Below are 18,109 nucleotides of genomic sequence, written 5' to 3' on the forward strand. Positions count from 1 at the left end.
CCCTTTCATATTTGTTAATTCCATATATGTAATTTTTTTAAGATATCAGAAGTGATTTCAAATGCTTTTTTGCCAGTTGCATTAGAATCACTTTGGATATTGGTTGCAAAATAATAGCTGTTATCGGAAGTTTCTACATATCCGATAAACCAGCCGTTGATATCCTGTCCGTTGACACGACCGGTTCCAGTTTTTCCGTAGAAATTACCATTAGGTGTACTGGCAATTTTTATAGCATTTTTAACAGAAAATACATTTTGGAAATTTAGATGGAATTCATTTGTGTTAAATTTTTTTAATAATGTTACTTGCTCTAAAGGCGAGATTTTTAATGAAAAATCGGACCAGTATAAATCCAGATTTGAACTGGTTGTTTGGTTTCCATATTCTATTTTATTCAAAAATTCCTGGACTCTGTTAATTCCGAGCTGCGAATCAATTGCCTGGAAATACCAGTTAACGGAATTTTGCATAGCAGAGTTTAAATCCTGATCAGCTTCCCAGGATGGAAAAGGAAAGGCATCACCATTCCATGTCATGGAAGAGTGTTCTGGTGTGATGATTCCGGATTCCAACCCTAATAATGCATCGTATATTTTGTAGGTAGACTCTGGCGGAATACGTTTGGTGGCTTCTTCAAGATCGTATATTTTCCAGGAATCCAAATTATTGTCATACAAAACAAATGATCCATCATATGTTCCAAATGTTTCGGATATATCTAACAGGGAGATATTTTTGTCTGTATCACTAAAATGATATACGTTTTGAGTAGAGGCATCAATGGATAAAATGGGTGTACATCCAATAAAAACAGCACTAATGACCAGATAAATTATCAATGCTCTCATTTTTTGATAAAGAGTTTCTTTCCTAAAAACGGCGATGTTGAGAATACGTCGTTTCATCTGCCTGAAATTTCCGGACATTCCAACTGCCAGTGGAGAGGAAAAAGAGGATATTTTTTCTGCAAAATTAATCAGTGTAGTTCCATAAGCTTGGTATTCATCAGCAGAAATCATCTGCAATACAGCAGAATCACAGGCTATTTCACGGTCACAGAGAATTTCTTTTAAAGTGTACCAAACAAAAGGGTTAAACCAGTAGAGTATATTACTTATGACCATGAGGAAGCCAATAAATGTATCTTTGTGACGGTAATGCTGTAATTCGTGTAGCAGCATAAAACGCATATCATCAGGATTCAGTTCGGAAATTAAATGGATGGGAATGTAAATTCTGGGATGTATTATTCCGATTAAAACTGGTGATTTTAAAAATGCAGTACTGTAGACTGATACTGGGTGAGAGATTTTAAGTTCCTTTAAACAATTGTAATAAATAGTTTTTACCTGCTGATTTTGAAGCGGGAGAGCAGATCTTTTTATGGAACGTACATAGTTTAATGAATGAAGGGTGAGGACTGACATAATCATAACACCCGTTATCCATATTAGAAAGAGTATGGTATTCAAGCCTCCAGAAAATTGACTACTGATGGAAACTGAAAAATCATTCACCTGGTTTAACAAAATATTTTGTGTATTACTGGTAAGTTCGGATAGCGTGTCGGTACCAGAGTTAAGTCCTGAGTCAGTTTGAAAAAAATGTAACCATGAAAAAAGTTGTGAGCCATGAATCTGTACAGGAAAAAATGGCACGGCAAGTAATAAAAATAAAAGAAAACAGAGATGGTACTGTGTAGTCGCAGATAAATATTTTTTCAGAAGTTTTTTTGTTCCGATTATTACAAGTGTAAAAATACATATGAAGATATTACTGATTAAAAAGTGGATGATCCAGTTGCTCATTCAAAACCTCCTATTTCTGATGTTTTGATAATAAATGGCGTAAGTTATCAATTTCTGTTGAAGAGAGCTTATCGTCTTCAAGGTAAGAAGCCAGCATAGAAGAAAGATTTCCATTATAATATCGCTTTAAAAAAGAATTGCTTTCCTGGCGTATATATTCATCTTCTTGGACTAATGGAGTATAGACAAATACCCGGCTTTGTTTTTCGCAGGAAAGAGCTTTTTTGGAAACAAGTCTCTTGATAAGAGTTTGAATTGTTTTTGGACTCCAGCTGGTAGTTAGAGTAAGTTTTTCTGTAATTTCATTTGTATTGATGGGAGCATATTTCCATACAATTTTCATAACTTCAAATTCGGCTTCTGAAATCTGGGGTAGTGACATAATAAAATCCTCCTGCTAAATCCTACATATGTAATAAATATATTATATTACTTGTAGAAGAAAAAAGTCAAATGGCAGATGATATATAGAATATAAAATTAATAATGTAGAGGCAATAAAGGTGAAAAAGATAGAAATTATTGAGAGAATCACAGATGCTAATGGAAGCATAAGTGAAAACATATTGACTAGCTGGGAACATAAAAACCAATTCATACCGGAAATTATAAGGTTTGGAGAATTAAAAATATATCTACAGGAACGAATTGTTAAAAAGAATGATAGTGATGTTCATCTTTCAAAATATGAATATGATATTTTACTTTTTTTAGCGAAAAGTCCAGGTAGAATATTTGGAAAAGAAATGGTTTATGATCTGGTATGGAATGAACCTTATTCCGGTGATTATAATGTGGTTATGCGACATATCTGCAATATCAGAGAAAAAATAGAAGATGATCCTGGACAACCATTATATATACAAACAGTACGAGGTGTAGGATATCGGTTTAATGGGAATTTAGGCAGCGAGTGAAATCGCTGCCTATTATTATGGTTTTACAAAGAAGGGAGTTGGTTATGAGAAGATCTTTGTATTTCAGGAGCATCCTGTTTGAGATATTTGGACAGGTTTTGATGTATCAATTCCAACTCTTTTATTTCTTGCTTAAAGGAAACGTATTGAGTATTTAGTGATTCCTTTCTGGAAATAAGATCTGCAATTTGCTCTTGCAACTTATTGGAATTAAGATGTTTCAGGTTTATACCATTTTCCTGTAAAATATGTTCAGCACCCGCGAAAAGAATAATTTGAGATTCATATTTACGGAAATAACGATCTGGATCTTTGGAGCTTTTATAATGGTCGTCGTAAATTTTATTTTTCTGATATTGTTCGGCATATTTTAGCATTTCTCGAAGATGGCGTATCTGAGACTCGAGAGAAACAACAGAGGTATTTACCTCTTTTTGCTGCATATGTAACAAGGCTATGCGGTCTTCAAGTTCTGAAAAATTATGTAGATTATGTGTGAACATCTTGTTATATTCAGCAGAGACAATTTTTAAATTTTCCTTATTTGCCCATTTCTGAAGTCCAATGTTTCCTGCTATATTGGGAGTGTTGGTGTCTATTAACTTATTACGAACAGAAGGAACAGTAGTTCTGTGGAGCTTATTATTAATGCGTTCTTTGATACGTTCCTTAGTAAAATTTTTTCCTAAAGATTTAGCACTTCCACGCACTGGATGGGACATATCGGGAGAACGAAAGGTAATGTATTTTCTGCTGTTTTCGCCAAATTCTGCGTTTTTTATTTCATATCCTTTAGCTTCCATAAATGCAAGAAATTCTGAATAAGTGGAAACGATTCGGATTGTCTGGTTGATATCTTTTCGCAGCTGCGCTTTTTTACTGGATTCAGATTTATTTGCAGCCCATTCATTGTATTTCATTCCTTTTTTACCATCTGGCATAATTGTGGACAGGTTATGTTCCTGGCATAAAGTGTCGCTGAGATTTCGTATTTTCCAGTAATTCTTTTTACAGTCATGGTAATGAGAAAAAGTGATGTTATCTGCAGAACAGAAAATTAAATGGTTATGTACATGACCTTTATCAGTGTGTGTTGTCAGAACATAGGAGTATTTTCCCTCCAGTAAGCGATCCGCAAATTCTTTGCCAATTTGATGGGCTTCTTCATAGGAAACTTCACCAGGGGAAAATGCCTGAATCAGATGAAATGCCTTATTTGTATTGTGCGGATCTCTGCAGTCATGTGTATGATCCAAAGTGTATTTAAAGTCAAGAACGGCTGTTTCGGGAGAGCAGGCAAAGGAAGAAATATATAGATTCTGGTCAGTTTTATCTGGATTGCAGATGTATTCTATTGCTTTATCAACGGTTGTTTTGATACCATGGATTTTTGTAACTGCCATATTTTTTCCATTAACTCCTTTATATCGTCCAGGTCCTTTGGGTAAACTGTATTGGTACTGTTTATACGATGGGTGATCTGATTCAAATTGCTGCTGATATTGCCCAGCAGGGTATTCATTTTTCGGATATGAGAGTAGTCTACTTCATATACAAATCCATATAAGATCATTTTCCGTAGAAAGGCAGATTTGCTTTTCATCCTGGAAAGACGATATTTTTCTTCTAAAATGTATTGTTCGTCATCATTCAAATAAAATTGTACGGGATGAATTCTGGTACGTTTGCTCATTGAAATCCTCCAATTCGTTTTTTTCTATAAAAAAGAGTACAAAAAAACTGTCTAACCAGTTCGGCTATGACAGTTATGGTACTTGGTTTTTTGTTGGTTTGGACAGATGTATCTGTAAGTTATTTTAACAGGACTGGGTGAAAGCGTCAAATTAAGAAATTATAAAATATGAGAGGGCCAGGGATACTCCCTGATACATTTTGGTAGAATGAACCGGAAAGGGAATTTGACAAAATGAGCCAGGTGTCATGACACTGGCAGTGCTTGCTTCTTTTGGGGTGTAGCCTGCAAAGCAGGCTATGCAAAAGCTATAAAACATAAATAGAACTGTGAGAAGTGGTTGAGAATACAATCCTGATAGCGTATAATCAGAGAAAGAAATCGTAAGTGAGGGATAAATTTGAAACGTGAAGAAATTTTTCAATATGTAAAAGAGCAATATGGAACTGAACCGGAATATTTATGGAAAAAAGATCCTGATTCTGCGGTGCTTCGACATAAAAATGGAAAATGGTATGCTATAATTATGGTAGTGGAAAAGAAAATACTGGGATTAGAAGAAGATGGAAACATTGACATCCTGGATGTAAAATGTGATCCTGATCTGGTTGGGATGATTATTCAAACGTATGGATTTTTACCGGGGTATCATATGAATAAGCAACACTGGATTACGATTCTTTTGGATGATTCTGTCAGTGAAGCTAAGACGCTGGATTTTCTGGATATGAGTTATGATTTAATTGACAGTGGGAAGTAATAAAAAAGGAAGCCTTTCAGAAAAATCTCTGATCGGCTCCCAGGTATTCATTCTGGATATGTATAAGTTGATCTTTGCAACAGGATATTTTCCCAATCTCGTTCATGGCGCAACACTCGGAGAATATGAATCTCTTTTGTTTCTTCCATTATAATATAAAAAATAATAGATGGCGGAAAAGATCTTTTATGTATGGAATATCCTCTGTACAGAATTTGAGTTCGGGGAAAGGCAGTACTGAACTGGCCTAAATTCTGCATTTGTTCTTTCAGATCAGATTGAAAACGGTCAGCACGTTGCTGGCCGAATTCTTCTTCAATATAATCTGCAATGTCTGTGACATCGTAAATTGCTTCCCAGGTTAAAATAATTTTATATTCTTGCATTTCTTCGTGCATCCCTTAATTCTGTGATTTTGCGAAAAGCATCTTCCAGTGGCAATTCACGACCAGCTTCCATATCATCAATTCCCCGGTCTAACATGCGGAGAAGATGATTGTTTTCCTGGTTTTTATCGGTTGTAGGGACTTTTTTTGTTAATTCCATGAAATCACTCCAATCATACGGTTTATAAATAGTGTATGTTGTTCAGAAGTATCTATCCATAGTTTAGCATAGAATGGGCAGCAATACAATTGAATTATTTTGCAGGAGCGTCCGTCAGACCAAGAAGATATTCGCAGGAAACATTAAATACTTCGGCCAGTGCGACAACTTCGTAGTCGGGAACGAAACGTGTGCCTTGTTCAATTCGCAGGATTGCCAGATCATTAAAATCATATCCTGCAAGTTGTAATTTGGCAGCGAGTGTTTTCTGAGTAAGATTATGAGCCTTTCGTAATTCTTTTACCCGTTGTCCTATTCTGTTTTTACTGTTCGTTTTTTTATCCCAATAAATAATCATTCTGATCCTCAAAAGTTTCTAAAGATGAAGTATTATTATTGATTTTAAGGAAAAATATTGTTACTATACTTCTAAAGATGAAGTTTTTGGAAAGTTTATTTGATTTTTGAAATAAGAAAATGATAATGCTGCCTGTAATGAGAAATAATTCTAATGAGAGGTGGAAAGAAGATGAATGAATTTTATGAAGCAGTATCGAATTTATTTGAGGAATTGCGCTGTGACTCCGGAGAAAGAGAATATACAGTACAGCCGGAAGAATGGAAAGAAGCAGAGAAGAATTTGAAACAAATACAAAAGAAGCTGCCACTACATCTGGAAAAAATCCCAGAGCGTGAGCAGAATTTCTGGAATAAATATCTGGATCAGTTAGAACATTTCCATTATGAAGAGGAGCAGCGGGCTTATTACCAGGGAATGATGGATGTAGTTGAGTTTCTTATTAATATAGGGGCAATAAAGAAATCCACGAATGTTAAGAGAATGATAGAAAAATATGCACGTTAAGAGTGGCGGTATGGGAAACCATACCGCTTCTTCAGAATAATTCAGATAGAATTCAAATGAATTTCAGGGATCTTGTTTATCGTGGTCTGTAGGAATTTTGTATGTGCGCAGGTATGCTTCTACGATGGCAAGGATAGCGGTAATTTGCTCATCGTTGCATTTTGACAGGTACATGAGCAGGCGTTGATAATCAAGATTATCTGTATGATTGTTTGGATAAAACAATGGTTCAGGAGGAACATTTAAAGCGCGTACCAGTTTTCTGATTTTATGAAAACTCGGAACTCGGCCCCCATTTTCAATTTCCTTTAAATATCGGCTGGACATTTCTGCTTTTTCAGCTAATTCTTCATAAGTCAATTTTTGCTCGTGTCGGGCGTTCTTAAAAAACAATCCCAGTTCTTTATCTGTTTGTTTTGGCATATGATACACCTCCATGTTTAGTGTATAGTTCCCTTTCTTGAAAGAAAATGAACTAACATTTCACTAAAAAAGAGGGTGATATTTCACTTTTTAAAAGACATATAAAATTCTGAATTTCAGTAAAACAGATCCGGAGGTATAGGAAAGATTAAGAATTTTATTGTCTGGTATCATATCCGTCATTACGTGACGGATGAAATAGATAAATAGTTCAAAAAAGCAAATAAATTTCTTTACCTCAAAAAGTGAATTATATGCCACAAAAAATGATGGCAAAATATTATCTTTTGATATAAATAGCGTCCGATGGGCTAAAAACTACCCATTAGGACGTTTTTTATATACCTCAAAATACAGGAAAAACAATTTTCTCGTATTTATTAAGAAATTTTTTAAAAATTTCTTCCCACACCCCGACAAATGCACTCATCCGTTTGGGATATGTGTGAAGGGGAAGCAAGAACTTTGCTTATTGCCTACCGGCGGGGAAGGAGGTGAACTCTTATGGAGCAATCCTCTTTTCAAGATGAGCAGACAGTCAGACATCAGTTTGATTCTCTGTGCAAGCTGGCATTGAAAAGTGAAGTTATTAATTATGAAAAGCATATGGCATATCGCCAGAAGTATGAAGTGATGTTGTCAGAATTATCAGAAAAGGAGTTGAGCAGACTTTTTATAATGGATGAGCATGAAATGGAAACACATCGTTTTCAGGTCCTGGGTTACGACATAGAAGTCAAAGATGCATTGATTGCTGAAGCACTGCAGACACTTACTGAAAAGAAAAGGAATGTTGTGTTATTATCATATTTTATGGATATGAGTGATGCAGACATTGCCAGAGAAATGAATCTTGTACGCAGCACAATTAATGAGCATCGTAGACGATCACTGGAACTGATGAGAAAAAATATGGAGGAATCTGCAAATGAAAAAAAGTAAAAAACAGAAATGCGCATTTGATTTGCTGCCATTCCATGTTATTGAGGCAGCATCAACTGGTGATACTGAGGCAATCCAGGCAGTGTTGAAGCATTATGAAGGGTACATAACAGTTTTGGCTACCAGAAAAATGTTTGACGAATTTGGACAGGTGCATTACTGTGTAGATGAAACTCTGCGTCAACGCCTGGAAGCAAAACTGATTACTAAGACCTTGGGATTTGATACGAAATCATATGTAAGGAAAAGTAATCAGTAAAGGGAGTATTTAATATAGATTCCTTTTCCCCTTCAGGAATTTTTGTACCTTGAAAATTGTATATTGTTTTACATACAGGACGTGAAGATATGTAGAGCCACTAGGTAAATCCGCCATGATATATCTGCTCTGTTAATGGAGTAAATACGAGGAAATGCTGAAATATAACATTGAAGTAAAGGTATGGAGCGAGAAGAATTTGACAAAATGTGTAGCAGCTGCACAGGGCGACGAAGCATATCTGTGATAATGATACTTCCAGAAAAAATCTGGTCATATTTAATGACGGTGCAAAACCGATGTGGGCAGAGTACTGAACTGCCACCTGTATTGTAATTTTATCTGCCGATGACAGTGTATAAAATTGTAAATTGTCATGGGCAGATAAAAATGTTTTGTCCAAAGAGAAAAGGAGGAGAGAAGAGTGGCGATTAAAATTGAAAAAGGTAAGATTCCAATTTGGGAAAAATATATGCTTACGGTGGATGAAGCAGTGCAATATTTCGGAATAGGTGAAAAGAAAATAAGGATGCTTATTTCGGAACATCTAAATTCAGAATGTTGCTTTACAGTCCAGGTGGGGTGTAAGTCATTGATTAACCGTAAGAAATTTGAGGCCTTTCTGGATCAGACTACGTCTTTGTAAAAAATATACGAACAATTTAGCACTTTAAAGTGGAAATGTTAGCCCTGGTATGATATAATACCTATATCGTGCTAGGGCTTCTTCGTAGAAAGGGGCGAAGACGTTTGGGTAAAACAAAACGTGACCAAAAACGACGAGATAAAAAAGGTCGAATTTTACGAAACGGAGAAAGTCAGAGAAAAGATGGAAGATATGCGTTTGTATATACAGATTGTTATGGAAAGCAGAAGTTTTTGTATAGTTGGAAATTAGAGCCAACAGATTCTCTGCCAACTGGATGCAGACCATGCTTAGCTCTAAGGGAAAAAGAAAAAAATATCCAAAGAGATTTACATGATGGTATAGTACCTTACGGAGGAAATTTAACAGTTTTGGATTTGGTTCAAAAATATATTGGACAAAAAAAGGGGGTTCGTCATAATACTCAGGCGAACTATGATTTTGTGATCAATATAATAAAAAATGAAGAATTCGGAACCAGAAGAATAGATAAAATAAAATTGTCGGATGCAAAAGCATGGTTTATTAAGCTGCAAGCAGATGGAAGAGGATACAGTTCCATTCACAGTGTGCGTGGAATTGTAAGACCTGCATTTCAGATGGCAGTTGAAGATGATTTACTGCGCAAGAATCCTTTTGAATTTCAATTATGTACAGTTGTCGTAAATGACAGTGTTACAAGACAGGCAATTACAAAAGAACAGGAAGAGTTATTTCTGGAGTTTATCCGAAATGATGACCATTACTCAAAATACTATAATGGAATGTTTATTTTGTTTAAGACTGGACTTCGTATTTCTGAGTTTTGTGGATTGACAGTGAAAGATATTGATCTTCAGGAGAGAAAAATCAATGTGAATCATCAGCTTCAGAGAACCAGAGGAATGCAGTACGTCATTGAAGATACCAAAACTTCAAGTGGAACACGAATGTTACCGATGACAGATGAAGTTTATGAATGTTTTGAACAGATTGTGAAAAACCGTAAAAAAGTAAGGGTTGAGCCGATTATAGATGGATATAGTCGATTCTTATTTCTGGATAAAAAAGATATGCCTGAAGTAGCACTTCATTGGGAAAAACATTTTCAGTGGGCGTTAGGAAAGTATAATCGTACTCATGAGGAACAAATGCCAAAGATCACGCCTCATGGTCGAGTTATAATAAGGACAAGTTAGAAAACTCCAGTAAATACAAGGGGTTGCACTAATTTAGTCCTTATTTTTAATTTCCTGAAAAGGGAAAAATAAAGCAGCGCTGTCATTCCAGAATATGAATTATTACAGATTCAGACTGGAAATGGATTTGTGTAAGACAAGAGTAAAAACAACAGAATTATTGTAATTATAGGACTGAATTAGCTCGCACGGAATATAGATTCCGGATGTCTAATTCAGTCCTCTTTTTGATTGATGACGATGAAAGGTGATGAAAAATGGCTAGAATTATTTCTATTGTAAACCAAAAAGGGGGAACGGGAAAATCCGCATGTACAGCTAATTTAGCAGTAGGATTAGCACAAAAGAATATGAAAGTGTTGATTGTAGATGCCGATCCACAGTCTGATGTATCCGCAGGATTTGGATATCGTGATTGTGATGACAGTAATGAAACACTTACTGCTCTTATGGATGCTGTAATGAAAGATGAAGATATTCCTTCCGAATGTTTTATCAGACATCAGGCAGAGGGGATAGACATTATCTGTTCTAACATTGGACTGGCAGGTACGGAAGTACAGTTGGTAAATGCAATGAGTAGAGAATATGTATTGAAACAGATTTTATATGGTATCAAAGATCAATATGATGTAGTCATCATTGATTGTATGCCATCATTGGGAATGATTACGATTAATGCGCTGGCTGCATCAGATGAAGTCCTCATTCCAGTTGAAGCATCCTACCTGCCAATCAAAGGATTGCAGCAGTTGTTAAAAACAATCGGTAAGGTCCGTAAGCAGATTAATCCGAAGCTGCAAGTCGGAGGTATTTTGTTTACGATGGTCGATGCTCATACGAATGATGCCAGAAATAACATGGAACTTCTCAGAAATGTATATGGAAGTCAAATTCATATCTTTGATAATTATATTCCATTTTCTGTAAGAATGAAGGAAGCAGTCAGAGAAGGACAGAGTATTTTCTCTTATGATCCGAAAGGCAAAGCTACAGAAGCTTATCGGAGAGTGACGGAGGAGGTGCTGAAAGATGCCATCTAAAAAAAGAGCAACTCCCATTTCCTTACAGCCACTTGATGCGTTATTTGGAACAAACGAAGAAACAAACAATGGAATTTGTGAGATAGAAATAGGAAGCCTTCATCCATTTCCAAATCACCCGTTTCAAGTAAAAGATGATAAGAAAATGGAAGAATTATCAGAAAGCATTACACAATATGGCGTGTTGGTTCCTGGTATTGTGCGATTGAGAGAGTCCGGTGGTTATGAGCTGGTAGCTGGTCATAGGCGAAAACGAGCATGTGAACTTGCGGGATTAGAGAAAATGCCTGTTATCATCAAAGATCTTACAGATGATGAAGCGACGGTGATCATGGTAGATTCCAACATTCAACGAGAAGAGCTGCTGATCAGTGAAAAGGCATTCGCTTATAAAATGAAATATGAGGCGTTAAAGCGTCAGGGAAAACGGTCTGATTTAACTTCTTGCCAAGTTGGCAAGAAGTTGGCGGCAGAAGAAGTCAGTCAGAATACAGGAGATAGTTCCAGACAGATTCTTCGATATATTCATCTGACAGAGTTAATCGCAGAACTTTTAGAACTGGCAGACGAGAAGAAGCTTCCCTTTAATACAGCTGTTGAAGTTTCATATTTGAGAAGTGAAGAACAACAGATATTGCTTCAGTATATGAGTAATCACAATATGGTACCGTCTATGAAGCAGGCAAAGGAATTGAAGCAGATTGCAAAAGAGCAGATGTTGACATATTCAGAGATTGACCAGATCTGTATGAATGAAAGTACTGAGAAAGTACAGGTACAGATTCCGGCGAAAAAGCTGAAACAGTATTTTCCTGAGTCATATTCTAAAGCTCAGATGGAAGAAGTGATATTTATGCTCCTGGCATCATGGGCAGAAAAACAATAATATGATATGCGAAGTTGGACAGAAGGAATGAAAAGATGATGATAGAAGATGTAATTAAAAAATCAATACTGCCACTGGCATTTATGCTATTCTGGTTCTGGATGGTATCCACCATCATGAAAGTCAGTGGACAGACAGACTTATTCTGGTGGATATTTCTTTCCGGACTTCCATTTGGAATACATAAAATGCGGCTGGTCCTGATTCCAAAAGGAATGGATATAACAGCAACACTTGGGATGGCTGCATTAAGTGTCATCATTGGAGCTTTGATTGGAAGTATCATGATTCCAGTGTATGTAATCCGTGCGGTATACGTTTTCTTACGATATATCATCGGAAAATAATTGAATATTTGATAAGAGGCAGGCTTGCGAAAATAAAATCGTAAGCTTGCCTCTTTTTTTTGTACCCAAAATCAGGCAATTCAGGGGAAATCCCTTTTGCAAATATATATACTTGGAGGATTTTTAAGATGAGAGAACGAATTGAAAGTAAGCATGTAACAAAAGAAATCAAAAGTCAGATGCCAGTGATTCCGGTGGAAATTGTTAAGGAAAGAGGCTGTACGTTCTGCCCGTATTATCTGGGCAATTATGAGAAACAGCCACGCTGTATGATGAAAACCTGTGCCTGGGATGATGAAAATGAACGTTTCCATCCAGTTCTTCGTGAACTGATTCCATATTACAAAGAGAAGATGGAAAAAGCAGAAGAGAAGTTCTTGGCAATGAAAAAGATTTACACAACGCTGTTAGGAATGTTTGCCGATGAAATGAAGCAGGAAGAGTTGGAAAAAGATGAATGTTACGGATGTGCCTATGGAAAATGTGGACCATGTATCGGTATCTGTTACAAATCAATGAAAGCATAGGAGGGTTAAGCCAATGAATACAACAGTTATTTCCGGGCGATTGGTAAGAAATCCCGGATACAATGAAGTGGAGAATGAAAAAGGACTTCATAAGATTGCCAAGTTTGTTCTGGCAGTCAGAAGAAATTATTCCGATGAAGTCAGTTTTATTCCGGTAAAGGCTTTTGCAAAGAAAGCAGAATTTGCCAGAGATTATCTGATGCAGGGAACGAAGGTCATGGTGGAAGGCGAGATTGTCACAGGTAATTATGAAGATAAGGATACTGGGAAAAAGATCTATACCACTGAAGTGTATGCAAACCGGATTGAATTCGCAGGTGCAAAAATGGTTGACAGACCACCGTTTCCAGAAGATGCGGAAGGGTTCTTAGAGATCCCAGAGGGCATGGAAGAGGAAATGCCGTTTAGATAGAGGAGGATAAAAGATGGTTTCAGTAGATCAGGCGTATATGGTAGGGCATATGAAAAATGCCGATGGAAGTATCAATAACAAAAATGTAGTGCTGTCAGCAGCATGTGAAGCAGCGGAACTGTTCCAGTGCATGATGTCAGTAAACCAGAAACTGGAGGACTGGCAGAGATTTAATCACACTTTGGAGATGCATCTTAGAAGTGTGGAATGTGAGAAAATCCATGATATCTGTCAGGCGGTATATGGAATGAAACATCCGTCCGATGAACTGGAAGGATTGTATCTGGCAAGAGAGGATGAACAGATATGCCTGCTGTACTATCAGGTATTTGTAGGGATGCTGGAAATCAATATTAATTCAGCCGAAGTGCTGTACAAAAAGAAGGAGGAAATAATCAATGAGTAAGATGGAGTATATGCCGGTAGATTGTTTGCAGGTGCCAAAGATGCTGTTCCAGGTGGAAGAATTCAAAAATCTATCAAATACAGCAAAAATTTTATACAGCTTATTTCTGGATCGTTTGAAATTTGCGGTGCAGAATGGCTGGGTAGATCATAATGGAGATCTGTTTGTTATCTATCCAAAAAGCGAAATGAAGAAAGATCTGAATACGACTCGATATGGCGTAGATCAGGCAGTACAGGAACTTGTTAAGATTGGAAAGCTGGTGCGTATTGTTCAAAACGATGGAAAGGCGAACCACTTTTATATCAATGATATTTATGAAAATGAGATGGAGGAAGAATCAATGATGACATTAGACAGAATTATGGCAAATATGCAGATGGAAGAAAGAGAAATTATCATGGACAAGATGGTGGCAGCATCCAGAGATATTCTGGGAACAATTGCAGATATGGGATATCTGGATGAATATGAGACACCACTGACTCCTATGGAAGAGCGAGGCTATTACGATGAAGAAGGTAATCTTGATATTGATGCCGTAGAAGCCGATGGCTATGAGTTTGGTATGGATCTGGCATTTGGCGTGTTATCTGTTTGTGAAGGAAAGCCTGAACATGTGCTGGAAATTCAGAAATATGTAAATGAACAGTATGAGTGCTGTTCTAATAAGAAGTTTATGAAAGTTCTGGAAACAATCGCACGAATGAATGGAAACGAGGAGGTTTATATCGAGGATATGTATGCCTGCAATAAAGAAGCAAGGAATTATTATCTGAGCGAGTTAATGATGTGCTTCAACTTTGTGTTTAATGAGATGTGTCATGGAACAGGCAGTGCAGCAGGGTGTGATTTTAATAGTGAGGAAGAATAGGAAATAAGCTATGGCAGATTTTGAATATTTCAGAGCAGAAGAATCTGACCAGTTTTCTTTTTTTCGGATCCCCAAAGCTCTGTTCACAGAAAAAGAGTTTGCAAGCCTGTCCACAGACGCAAAGCTCCTTTATGGAATTCTGCTTGATCGAATCAGCCTATCCAAGAAAAATGGATGGATTGACAATGATGGTTATGTCTATATCATTTATACGATCGCAGAATTGCAGGAACTGTTGCGAATGTCGCATACGACAGTGACAAAGCTTCTTTATGAGCTTGACAGTGTGCATGGGATTGGATTGATCGAACGGTATCGGCAGGGGAATAATCGTCCTTCTGTCATATACGTGAAAAATTTTGTGAAACGGAGCAGAGGAAAGCCAGTAAGATACTTTGCTTCTGGAACGCCAGAAACTGGAAATCCAGACTGCAAGGAATTGGAAATCCGGATTGCAAGAAACTGGAAGTCCGGAACGCAAAAAAATAGAAGTCCGGACTGCAAGAATCTGGATGGAAGTAATACTAAGATAAATAAGACTGAAAAGAATCATACTGATAAGAGTAAGGGCAATACTCCCGCTTTGGAAGAAAAATTCAGTCAGTATGGTAGATTTAAAAATGTTGTTCTGTCGGAAGCTGAACTGCAGGAGCTGATGACGCTATTTCCATGGGATTACCAGAAACGGATTGATCATCTTTCTGTTTATATGAAATCCAGTGGAAAAGAATATCAGAACCATTTTGCAACAATCTGTCTTTGGGCAGAAAGGGATGGAACCAGGATAGGAATGGATAAATATGAATTTCAGGAAGGAGAAAGCCTGTGATGGAAAATAAAGTAACAGCAGATTATGTGGACGAAGAGGGATGTCTTCATTGTGGCATCTGTGGAAAAAGAAAACAGATGAAAGTCAGTCTGATGGGATTTGAGCATGTAGTGTCTTGTTTGTGCGAATGCGAGGTGAAAGCCAGACAGGAACTGGATGAAAAGATGCAGCGGGAAGAAGCACAGCGACTGCTTTATCAGAGAAAATCCGTCGGACTTCGGGAAAGAAGATTCTGGGAATGGAAATTTGAAAATGACAACGGAAGCAACCAGAAGATACTAATTGCCAGGCAGTATGTAGAAAACTGGACAGATATGAAGAGAAAAAATGTAGGATTGCTTTTGATGGGACCAGTTGGAACCGGGAAAAGTTTCTTTGCAGGCTGTATTGCAAATGCACTTTTGGAACAGGGAGAACGTGTCATGATGACAAATTTTTCCAGGATCCTAAATGAAATGACCAGCTATCAGGCAGATAAGAACCAGATTATACAAAATCTTGTGGATTATCCGTTGCTGATTATTGATGACTTGGGAATAGAACGAAATTCCGAGTTTGCTTTGGAGCAGGTCTATAATGTGATAGACAGCCGCTATTGTAAAATGCTTCCGCTGATCGTAACAACGAATCTGGGACTGAATGAAATGAAATCCACAGATTTAGATACTGCCCATCAGCGTATTTATAGCAGAATACTTGAAATGTGTGTTCCCATCTATTGTGGTGGAGAAGATAAGAGAAAAGAAGAAGGGACAGAAAAACTCGTACAGGTACAGAGCCTGATTACCGGTTAATCTGTCCTTTTTTATTGAAAGGGGGTGATTGCCATGATTACAGATCTGGACAGCAGTTAAATCGCTGAAAGGAGGGAAAAGTCATGCAGGAAGAGGTAACTCAGAAAACGGTCACGTTCTGTATTCGGACTACCAAAATCACAGCAGACCTGTTGAGAAAGGTTCTTGCTGCGTATCTGCGGCATCATAAGCAGAAATCGGTAGAGAAGAAAGCACAGAAAAATCAGCCGAAACAGGGAAAGGTCACGGTAAAAGAGCTGGCAAAGCAGAATGCCGGGATGGTCAATATCGAGATCACGAACAAAAATATCAAGTCCTTTGAACGCTATGCCAGAAAATATGGAATTAACTATGCTCTGAAAAAGGACAAGAGCAAAGAGCCGCCAGTTTATCTGGTATTTTTCAAAGGACGTGATCAGGATGCCCTCAATGCTGCTTTCCGTGAGTTTTCCCAGAAACAGATTCAAAAAGCGAATAAACCTTCGATTCACAAGCGTCTGGCAGCTTACCGGGCAATGATGCCAAAGAAGACGAAGGACAAAGTAAAGAACCGGCATCAGGAGCAGAGTCGATGAAGAAACAGATCGGCAAACCTCTGATGCAGAAGTGGAAGAATAAGATCGGGGTCAGGCTGTCCGCCCTGGATAAAAAGAAACTGGTTCTTACCAATCTCCCATATGCTCTGGCTGCGTTCTATGCAGACCGGGCATTTTTTCTTTACCGGAATAGTCCGGGAGAAGATATGGGGAACAAACTCTTATATGCTATGGAACACGCAGATCGGATTTTTGCTGGTTTTGTGTTAAGCAATAACTGGAAAGATCTGCTGGCAGGGATTACGGTTGCAGTCGTTTTGAAAGTGCTGGTTTGGCAGAAACAGTCAGATGCAAAGAAACTCCGAAAAGGAATCGAGTATGGTTCAGCCAGATGGGGAAACGCTGAGGATATCAAACCTTATATGTCGGAAAATCCGTGGATGAACATTCCATTGACAGCAACAGAAGCACTGACGATGGAGAGCAGACCGAAGCAACCGAAATATGCAAGAAATAAAAATATTGTAGTTATCGGCGGCAGTGGTTCCGGTAAGACACGTTTTTTCGTAAAACCATCGGTCATGCAGATGAACTGTTCCATGGTCATTACAGATCCCAAAGGCACTCTGATCGAGGAGTGCGGGAAGATGTTAGCAAAGGGACCGCCGAAGAGGGATAAAGATGGAAATGTCATCAAAGATAAATCCGGGAAAGTGGTATATGAGCCTTATGTGATTAAGGTTTTGAATACGATCAACTTTTCTAAGTCTCTTCATTACAATCCATTTGCTTATATACGGTCTGAAAAAGATATCCTGAAACTGGTGACGACAATTATTGCAAACACCAAAGGGGAGGGAGAAAAATCTTCCGAGGATTTCTGGGTGAAAGCGGAGAAACTGCTGTACACAGCACTGATTGCCTTCATCTGGTATGAGGGTGATGAAGAGGAGAAGAATCTGAATACTCTTCTGGATCTTCTGAATGAAAGTGAAACCCGTGAAGAGGATGAAACTTACCAGAACCCGGTAGATATGATGTTCCAGGAACTGGAAGAAAGAGATCCGCAGCACTTTGCGGTCAGACAGTATAAAAAATACAAAATGGCGGCTGGTGTAGTAAGTTTGAAGAGACTTCTTAATCAATCAAATTTAAAGAGTTGGAGCTCCAAAATGATTAAAAAGTCTCTTGAGGCTTATTTTTTTACCTTAAAGAACAAAATTGTATTTTGTAAAAAACAATTTCAAAACATGTCCGTATTTTGTTTCGTCAGTACAGAGATTGTGTAAGGAACTTTAAAAAGATGACACGAAATCAAAAAAGATGCAGTAAGGGGGCTGTAAAAAGACCTCTGAGCATTTCGTTTAGTGTAAGAATCTTTTTTACTTCTTACACGAACCTTGAAAACGAAACAG

26 protein-coding genes are annotated in these 18,109 nt (G+C 37.5%); 18 read left to right on the forward strand and 8 right to left on the reverse strand.

All coding sequences use genetic code 11. The features are described 5' to 3' along the window. Nucleotides 1-14: 14 nt before the first annotated feature. On the reverse strand, nt 15-1,811 hold the full coding sequence (locus GPK81_RS15085; protein WP_015541271.1) for a BlaR1 family beta-lactam sensor/signal transducer: 1,797 nt from the start codon (nt 1,809-1,811) through the stop codon (nt 15-17). Between the two features lie 10 nt (nt 1,812-1,821). Then, on the reverse strand, nt 1,822-2,196 hold the full coding sequence (locus GPK81_RS15090) for a BlaI/MecI/CopY family transcriptional regulator (protein WP_026077000.1): 375 nt from the start codon (nt 2,194-2,196) through the stop codon (nt 1,822-1,824). 118 nt (nt 2,197-2,314) lie between these two features. On the opposite strand from GPK81_RS15090, the gene GPK81_RS15095 reads away from it, so the two are divergent. Beyond that, nucleotides 2,315-2,728 carry a winged helix-turn-helix domain-containing protein gene (locus GPK81_RS15095; protein ID WP_019162151.1) on the forward strand — a complete coding sequence of 138 codons (414 nt, stop codon included), beginning with the start codon at nt 2,315-2,317 and terminating at the stop codon, nt 2,726-2,728. A 23-nt stretch (nt 2,729-2,751) separates the two neighbouring features. Here GPK81_RS15095 and GPK81_RS15100 read toward each other — a convergent pair whose 3' ends face one another. Together GPK81_RS15100 and GPK81_RS15105 are read right to left on the reverse strand one after the other, a co-directional pair. Further along, on the reverse strand, nt 2,752-4,131 hold the full coding sequence (locus tag GPK81_RS15100) for a relaxase/mobilization nuclease domain-containing protein (RefSeq protein ID WP_138344407.1): 1,380 nt from the start codon (nt 4,129-4,131) through the stop codon (nt 2,752-2,754). Next, nucleotides 4,080-4,421 (reverse strand): plasmid mobilization protein, encoded by a 342-nt coding sequence (locus tag GPK81_RS15105; protein ID WP_005426517.1) that lies wholly within the window; start codon nt 4,419-4,421, stop codon nt 4,080-4,082. The genes GPK81_RS15100 and GPK81_RS15105 overlap by 52 nt, the downstream gene beginning before the upstream one ends. Nucleotides 4,422-4,821: 400 nt before the next feature. Here GPK81_RS15105 and GPK81_RS15110 point away from each other — a divergent pair, with 400 nt between their 5' ends. After that, a complete protein-coding gene (locus tag GPK81_RS15110; protein ID WP_019162150.1) occupies nt 4,822-5,181 on the forward strand; it encodes an MmcQ/YjbR family DNA-binding protein in 360 nt (119 codons plus the stop codon). Nucleotides 5,182-5,228: 47 nt separating this feature from the next. Here the strand turns inward: GPK81_RS15110 and GPK81_RS15115 are convergent, their stop codons facing one another. The 3 genes from GPK81_RS15115 to GPK81_RS15125 form a co-directional block, all read right to left on the reverse strand. Beyond that, nucleotides 5,229-5,567: a type II toxin-antitoxin system RelE/ParE family toxin gene (locus tag GPK81_RS15115; RefSeq protein WP_019162149.1), complete on the reverse strand. Its 339-nt coding sequence runs from the start codon at nt 5,565-5,567 to the stop codon at nt 5,229-5,231. Then, nucleotides 5,554-5,727, reverse strand: coding sequence for a hypothetical protein (locus tag GPK81_RS15120; protein WP_005426514.1), 174 nt, complete (start codon nt 5,725-5,727; stop codon nt 5,554-5,556). Before GPK81_RS15120 ends, GPK81_RS15115 begins: the two co-directional genes overlap by 14 nt. 94 nt (nt 5,728-5,821) lie before the next feature. Beyond that, nucleotides 5,822-6,085: a helix-turn-helix domain-containing protein gene (locus tag GPK81_RS15125; RefSeq protein ID WP_015541275.1), complete on the reverse strand. Its 264-nt coding sequence runs from the start codon at nt 6,083-6,085 to the stop codon at nt 5,822-5,824. A gap of 171 nt (nt 6,086-6,256) precedes the next feature. On the opposite strand from GPK81_RS15125, the gene GPK81_RS15130 reads away from it, so the two are divergent. After that, a complete protein-coding gene (locus GPK81_RS15130; protein WP_005426510.1) occupies nt 6,257-6,592 on the forward strand; it encodes a hypothetical protein in 336 nt (111 codons plus the stop codon). Between the two features lie 63 nt (nt 6,593-6,655). Here GPK81_RS15130 and GPK81_RS15135 read toward each other — a convergent pair whose 3' ends face one another. Beyond that, nucleotides 6,656-7,015, reverse strand: a complete 360-nt coding sequence (locus GPK81_RS15135) for a helix-turn-helix domain-containing protein (RefSeq protein ID WP_015524620.1) — start codon at nt 7,013-7,015, stop codon at nt 6,656-6,658. A gap of 504 nt (nt 7,016-7,519) precedes the next feature. Here GPK81_RS15135 and GPK81_RS15140 point away from each other — a divergent pair. From GPK81_RS15140 to GPK81_RS15210, 15 genes are all read left to right on the forward strand, one after another. Further along, nucleotides 7,520-7,957 (forward strand): RNA polymerase sigma factor, encoded by a 438-nt coding sequence (locus tag GPK81_RS15140; protein ID WP_005426505.1) that lies wholly within the window; start codon nt 7,520-7,522, stop codon nt 7,955-7,957. Next, on the forward strand, nt 7,944-8,216 hold the full coding sequence (locus tag GPK81_RS15145; protein WP_015541278.1) for a helix-turn-helix domain-containing protein: 273 nt from the start codon (nt 7,944-7,946) through the stop codon (nt 8,214-8,216). The genes GPK81_RS15140 and GPK81_RS15145 overlap by 14 nt, the downstream gene beginning before the upstream one ends. Before the next feature lie 424 nt (nt 8,217-8,640). After that, on the forward strand, nt 8,641-8,862 hold the full coding sequence (locus tag GPK81_RS15150) for an excisionase (protein ID WP_021650362.1): 222 nt from the start codon (nt 8,641-8,643) through the stop codon (nt 8,860-8,862). 104 nt (nt 8,863-8,966) lie between these two features. Continuing rightward, the gene (locus tag GPK81_RS15155; protein WP_138344409.1) at nt 8,967-10,040 is read left to right on the forward strand and encodes an integrase DNA-binding domain-containing protein; all 1,074 of its coding nucleotides are present in this window, start codon (nt 8,967-8,969) and stop codon (nt 10,038-10,040) included. 257 nt (nt 10,041-10,297) lie between these two features. After that, nucleotides 10,298-11,083 carry a ParA family protein gene (locus GPK81_RS15160; protein WP_008703831.1) on the forward strand — a complete coding sequence of 262 codons (786 nt, stop codon included), beginning with the start codon at nt 10,298-10,300 and terminating at the stop codon, nt 11,081-11,083. Beyond that, nucleotides 11,073-11,969 (forward strand): ParB/RepB/Spo0J family partition protein, encoded by an 897-nt coding sequence (locus tag GPK81_RS15165; RefSeq protein WP_012744321.1) that lies wholly within the window; start codon nt 11,073-11,075, stop codon nt 11,967-11,969. The genes GPK81_RS15160 and GPK81_RS15165 overlap by 11 nt, the downstream gene beginning before the upstream one ends. A 35-nt stretch (nt 11,970-12,004) precedes the next feature. After that, nucleotides 12,005-12,316, forward strand: coding sequence for a DUF6050 family protein (locus GPK81_RS15170; RefSeq protein ID WP_012744320.1), 312 nt, complete (start codon nt 12,005-12,007; stop codon nt 12,314-12,316). 128 nt (nt 12,317-12,444) lie between these two features. Further along, complete coding sequence (locus GPK81_RS15175; RefSeq protein ID WP_129794753.1) at nt 12,445-12,843, forward strand: hypothetical protein; 399 nt, start codon at nt 12,445-12,447, stop codon at nt 12,841-12,843. Between the two features lie 13 nt (nt 12,844-12,856). Continuing rightward, nucleotides 12,857-13,255, forward strand: coding sequence for a single-stranded DNA-binding protein (locus GPK81_RS15180; RefSeq protein ID WP_005344165.1), 399 nt, complete (start codon nt 12,857-12,859; stop codon nt 13,253-13,255). Nucleotides 13,256-13,268: 13 nt separating this feature from the next. Further along, nucleotides 13,269-13,661, forward strand: coding sequence for a hypothetical protein (locus GPK81_RS15185; RefSeq protein WP_129794754.1), 393 nt, complete (start codon nt 13,269-13,271; stop codon nt 13,659-13,661). Next, nucleotides 13,654-14,535 carry a replication initiator protein A gene (locus GPK81_RS15190; RefSeq protein ID WP_215653169.1) on the forward strand — a complete coding sequence of 294 codons (882 nt, stop codon included), beginning with the start codon at nt 13,654-13,656 and terminating at the stop codon, nt 14,533-14,535. The genes GPK81_RS15185 and GPK81_RS15190 overlap by 8 nt, the downstream gene beginning before the upstream one ends. A 10-nt stretch (nt 14,536-14,545) precedes the next feature. After that, on the forward strand, nt 14,546-15,364 hold the full coding sequence (locus tag GPK81_RS15195) for a replication initiator protein A (RefSeq protein ID WP_012744315.1): 819 nt from the start codon (nt 14,546-14,548) through the stop codon (nt 15,362-15,364). After that, nucleotides 15,364-16,158: an ATP-binding protein gene (locus GPK81_RS15200; RefSeq protein WP_012744314.1), complete on the forward strand. Its 795-nt coding sequence runs from the start codon at nt 15,364-15,366 to the stop codon at nt 16,156-16,158. Before GPK81_RS15195 ends, GPK81_RS15200 begins: the two co-directional genes overlap by 1 nt. Before the next feature lie 83 nt (nt 16,159-16,241). Next, nucleotides 16,242-16,733 carry a PcfB family protein gene (locus tag GPK81_RS15205; protein ID WP_012744313.1) on the forward strand — a complete coding sequence of 164 codons (492 nt, stop codon included), beginning with the start codon at nt 16,242-16,244 and terminating at the stop codon, nt 16,731-16,733. Continuing rightward, nucleotides 16,730-17,983, forward strand: a complete 1,254-nt coding sequence (locus GPK81_RS15210; RefSeq protein WP_334300545.1) for a type IV secretory system conjugative DNA transfer family protein — start codon at nt 16,730-16,732, stop codon at nt 17,981-17,983. Before GPK81_RS15205 ends, GPK81_RS15210 begins: the two co-directional genes overlap by 4 nt. Nucleotides 17,984-18,109 lie beyond the last annotated feature (126 nt).

Source organism: Blautia sp. MCC283, assembly GCF_018785565.1.
GTDB lineage: Bacteria > Bacillota > Clostridia > Lachnospirales > Lachnospiraceae > Blautia_A.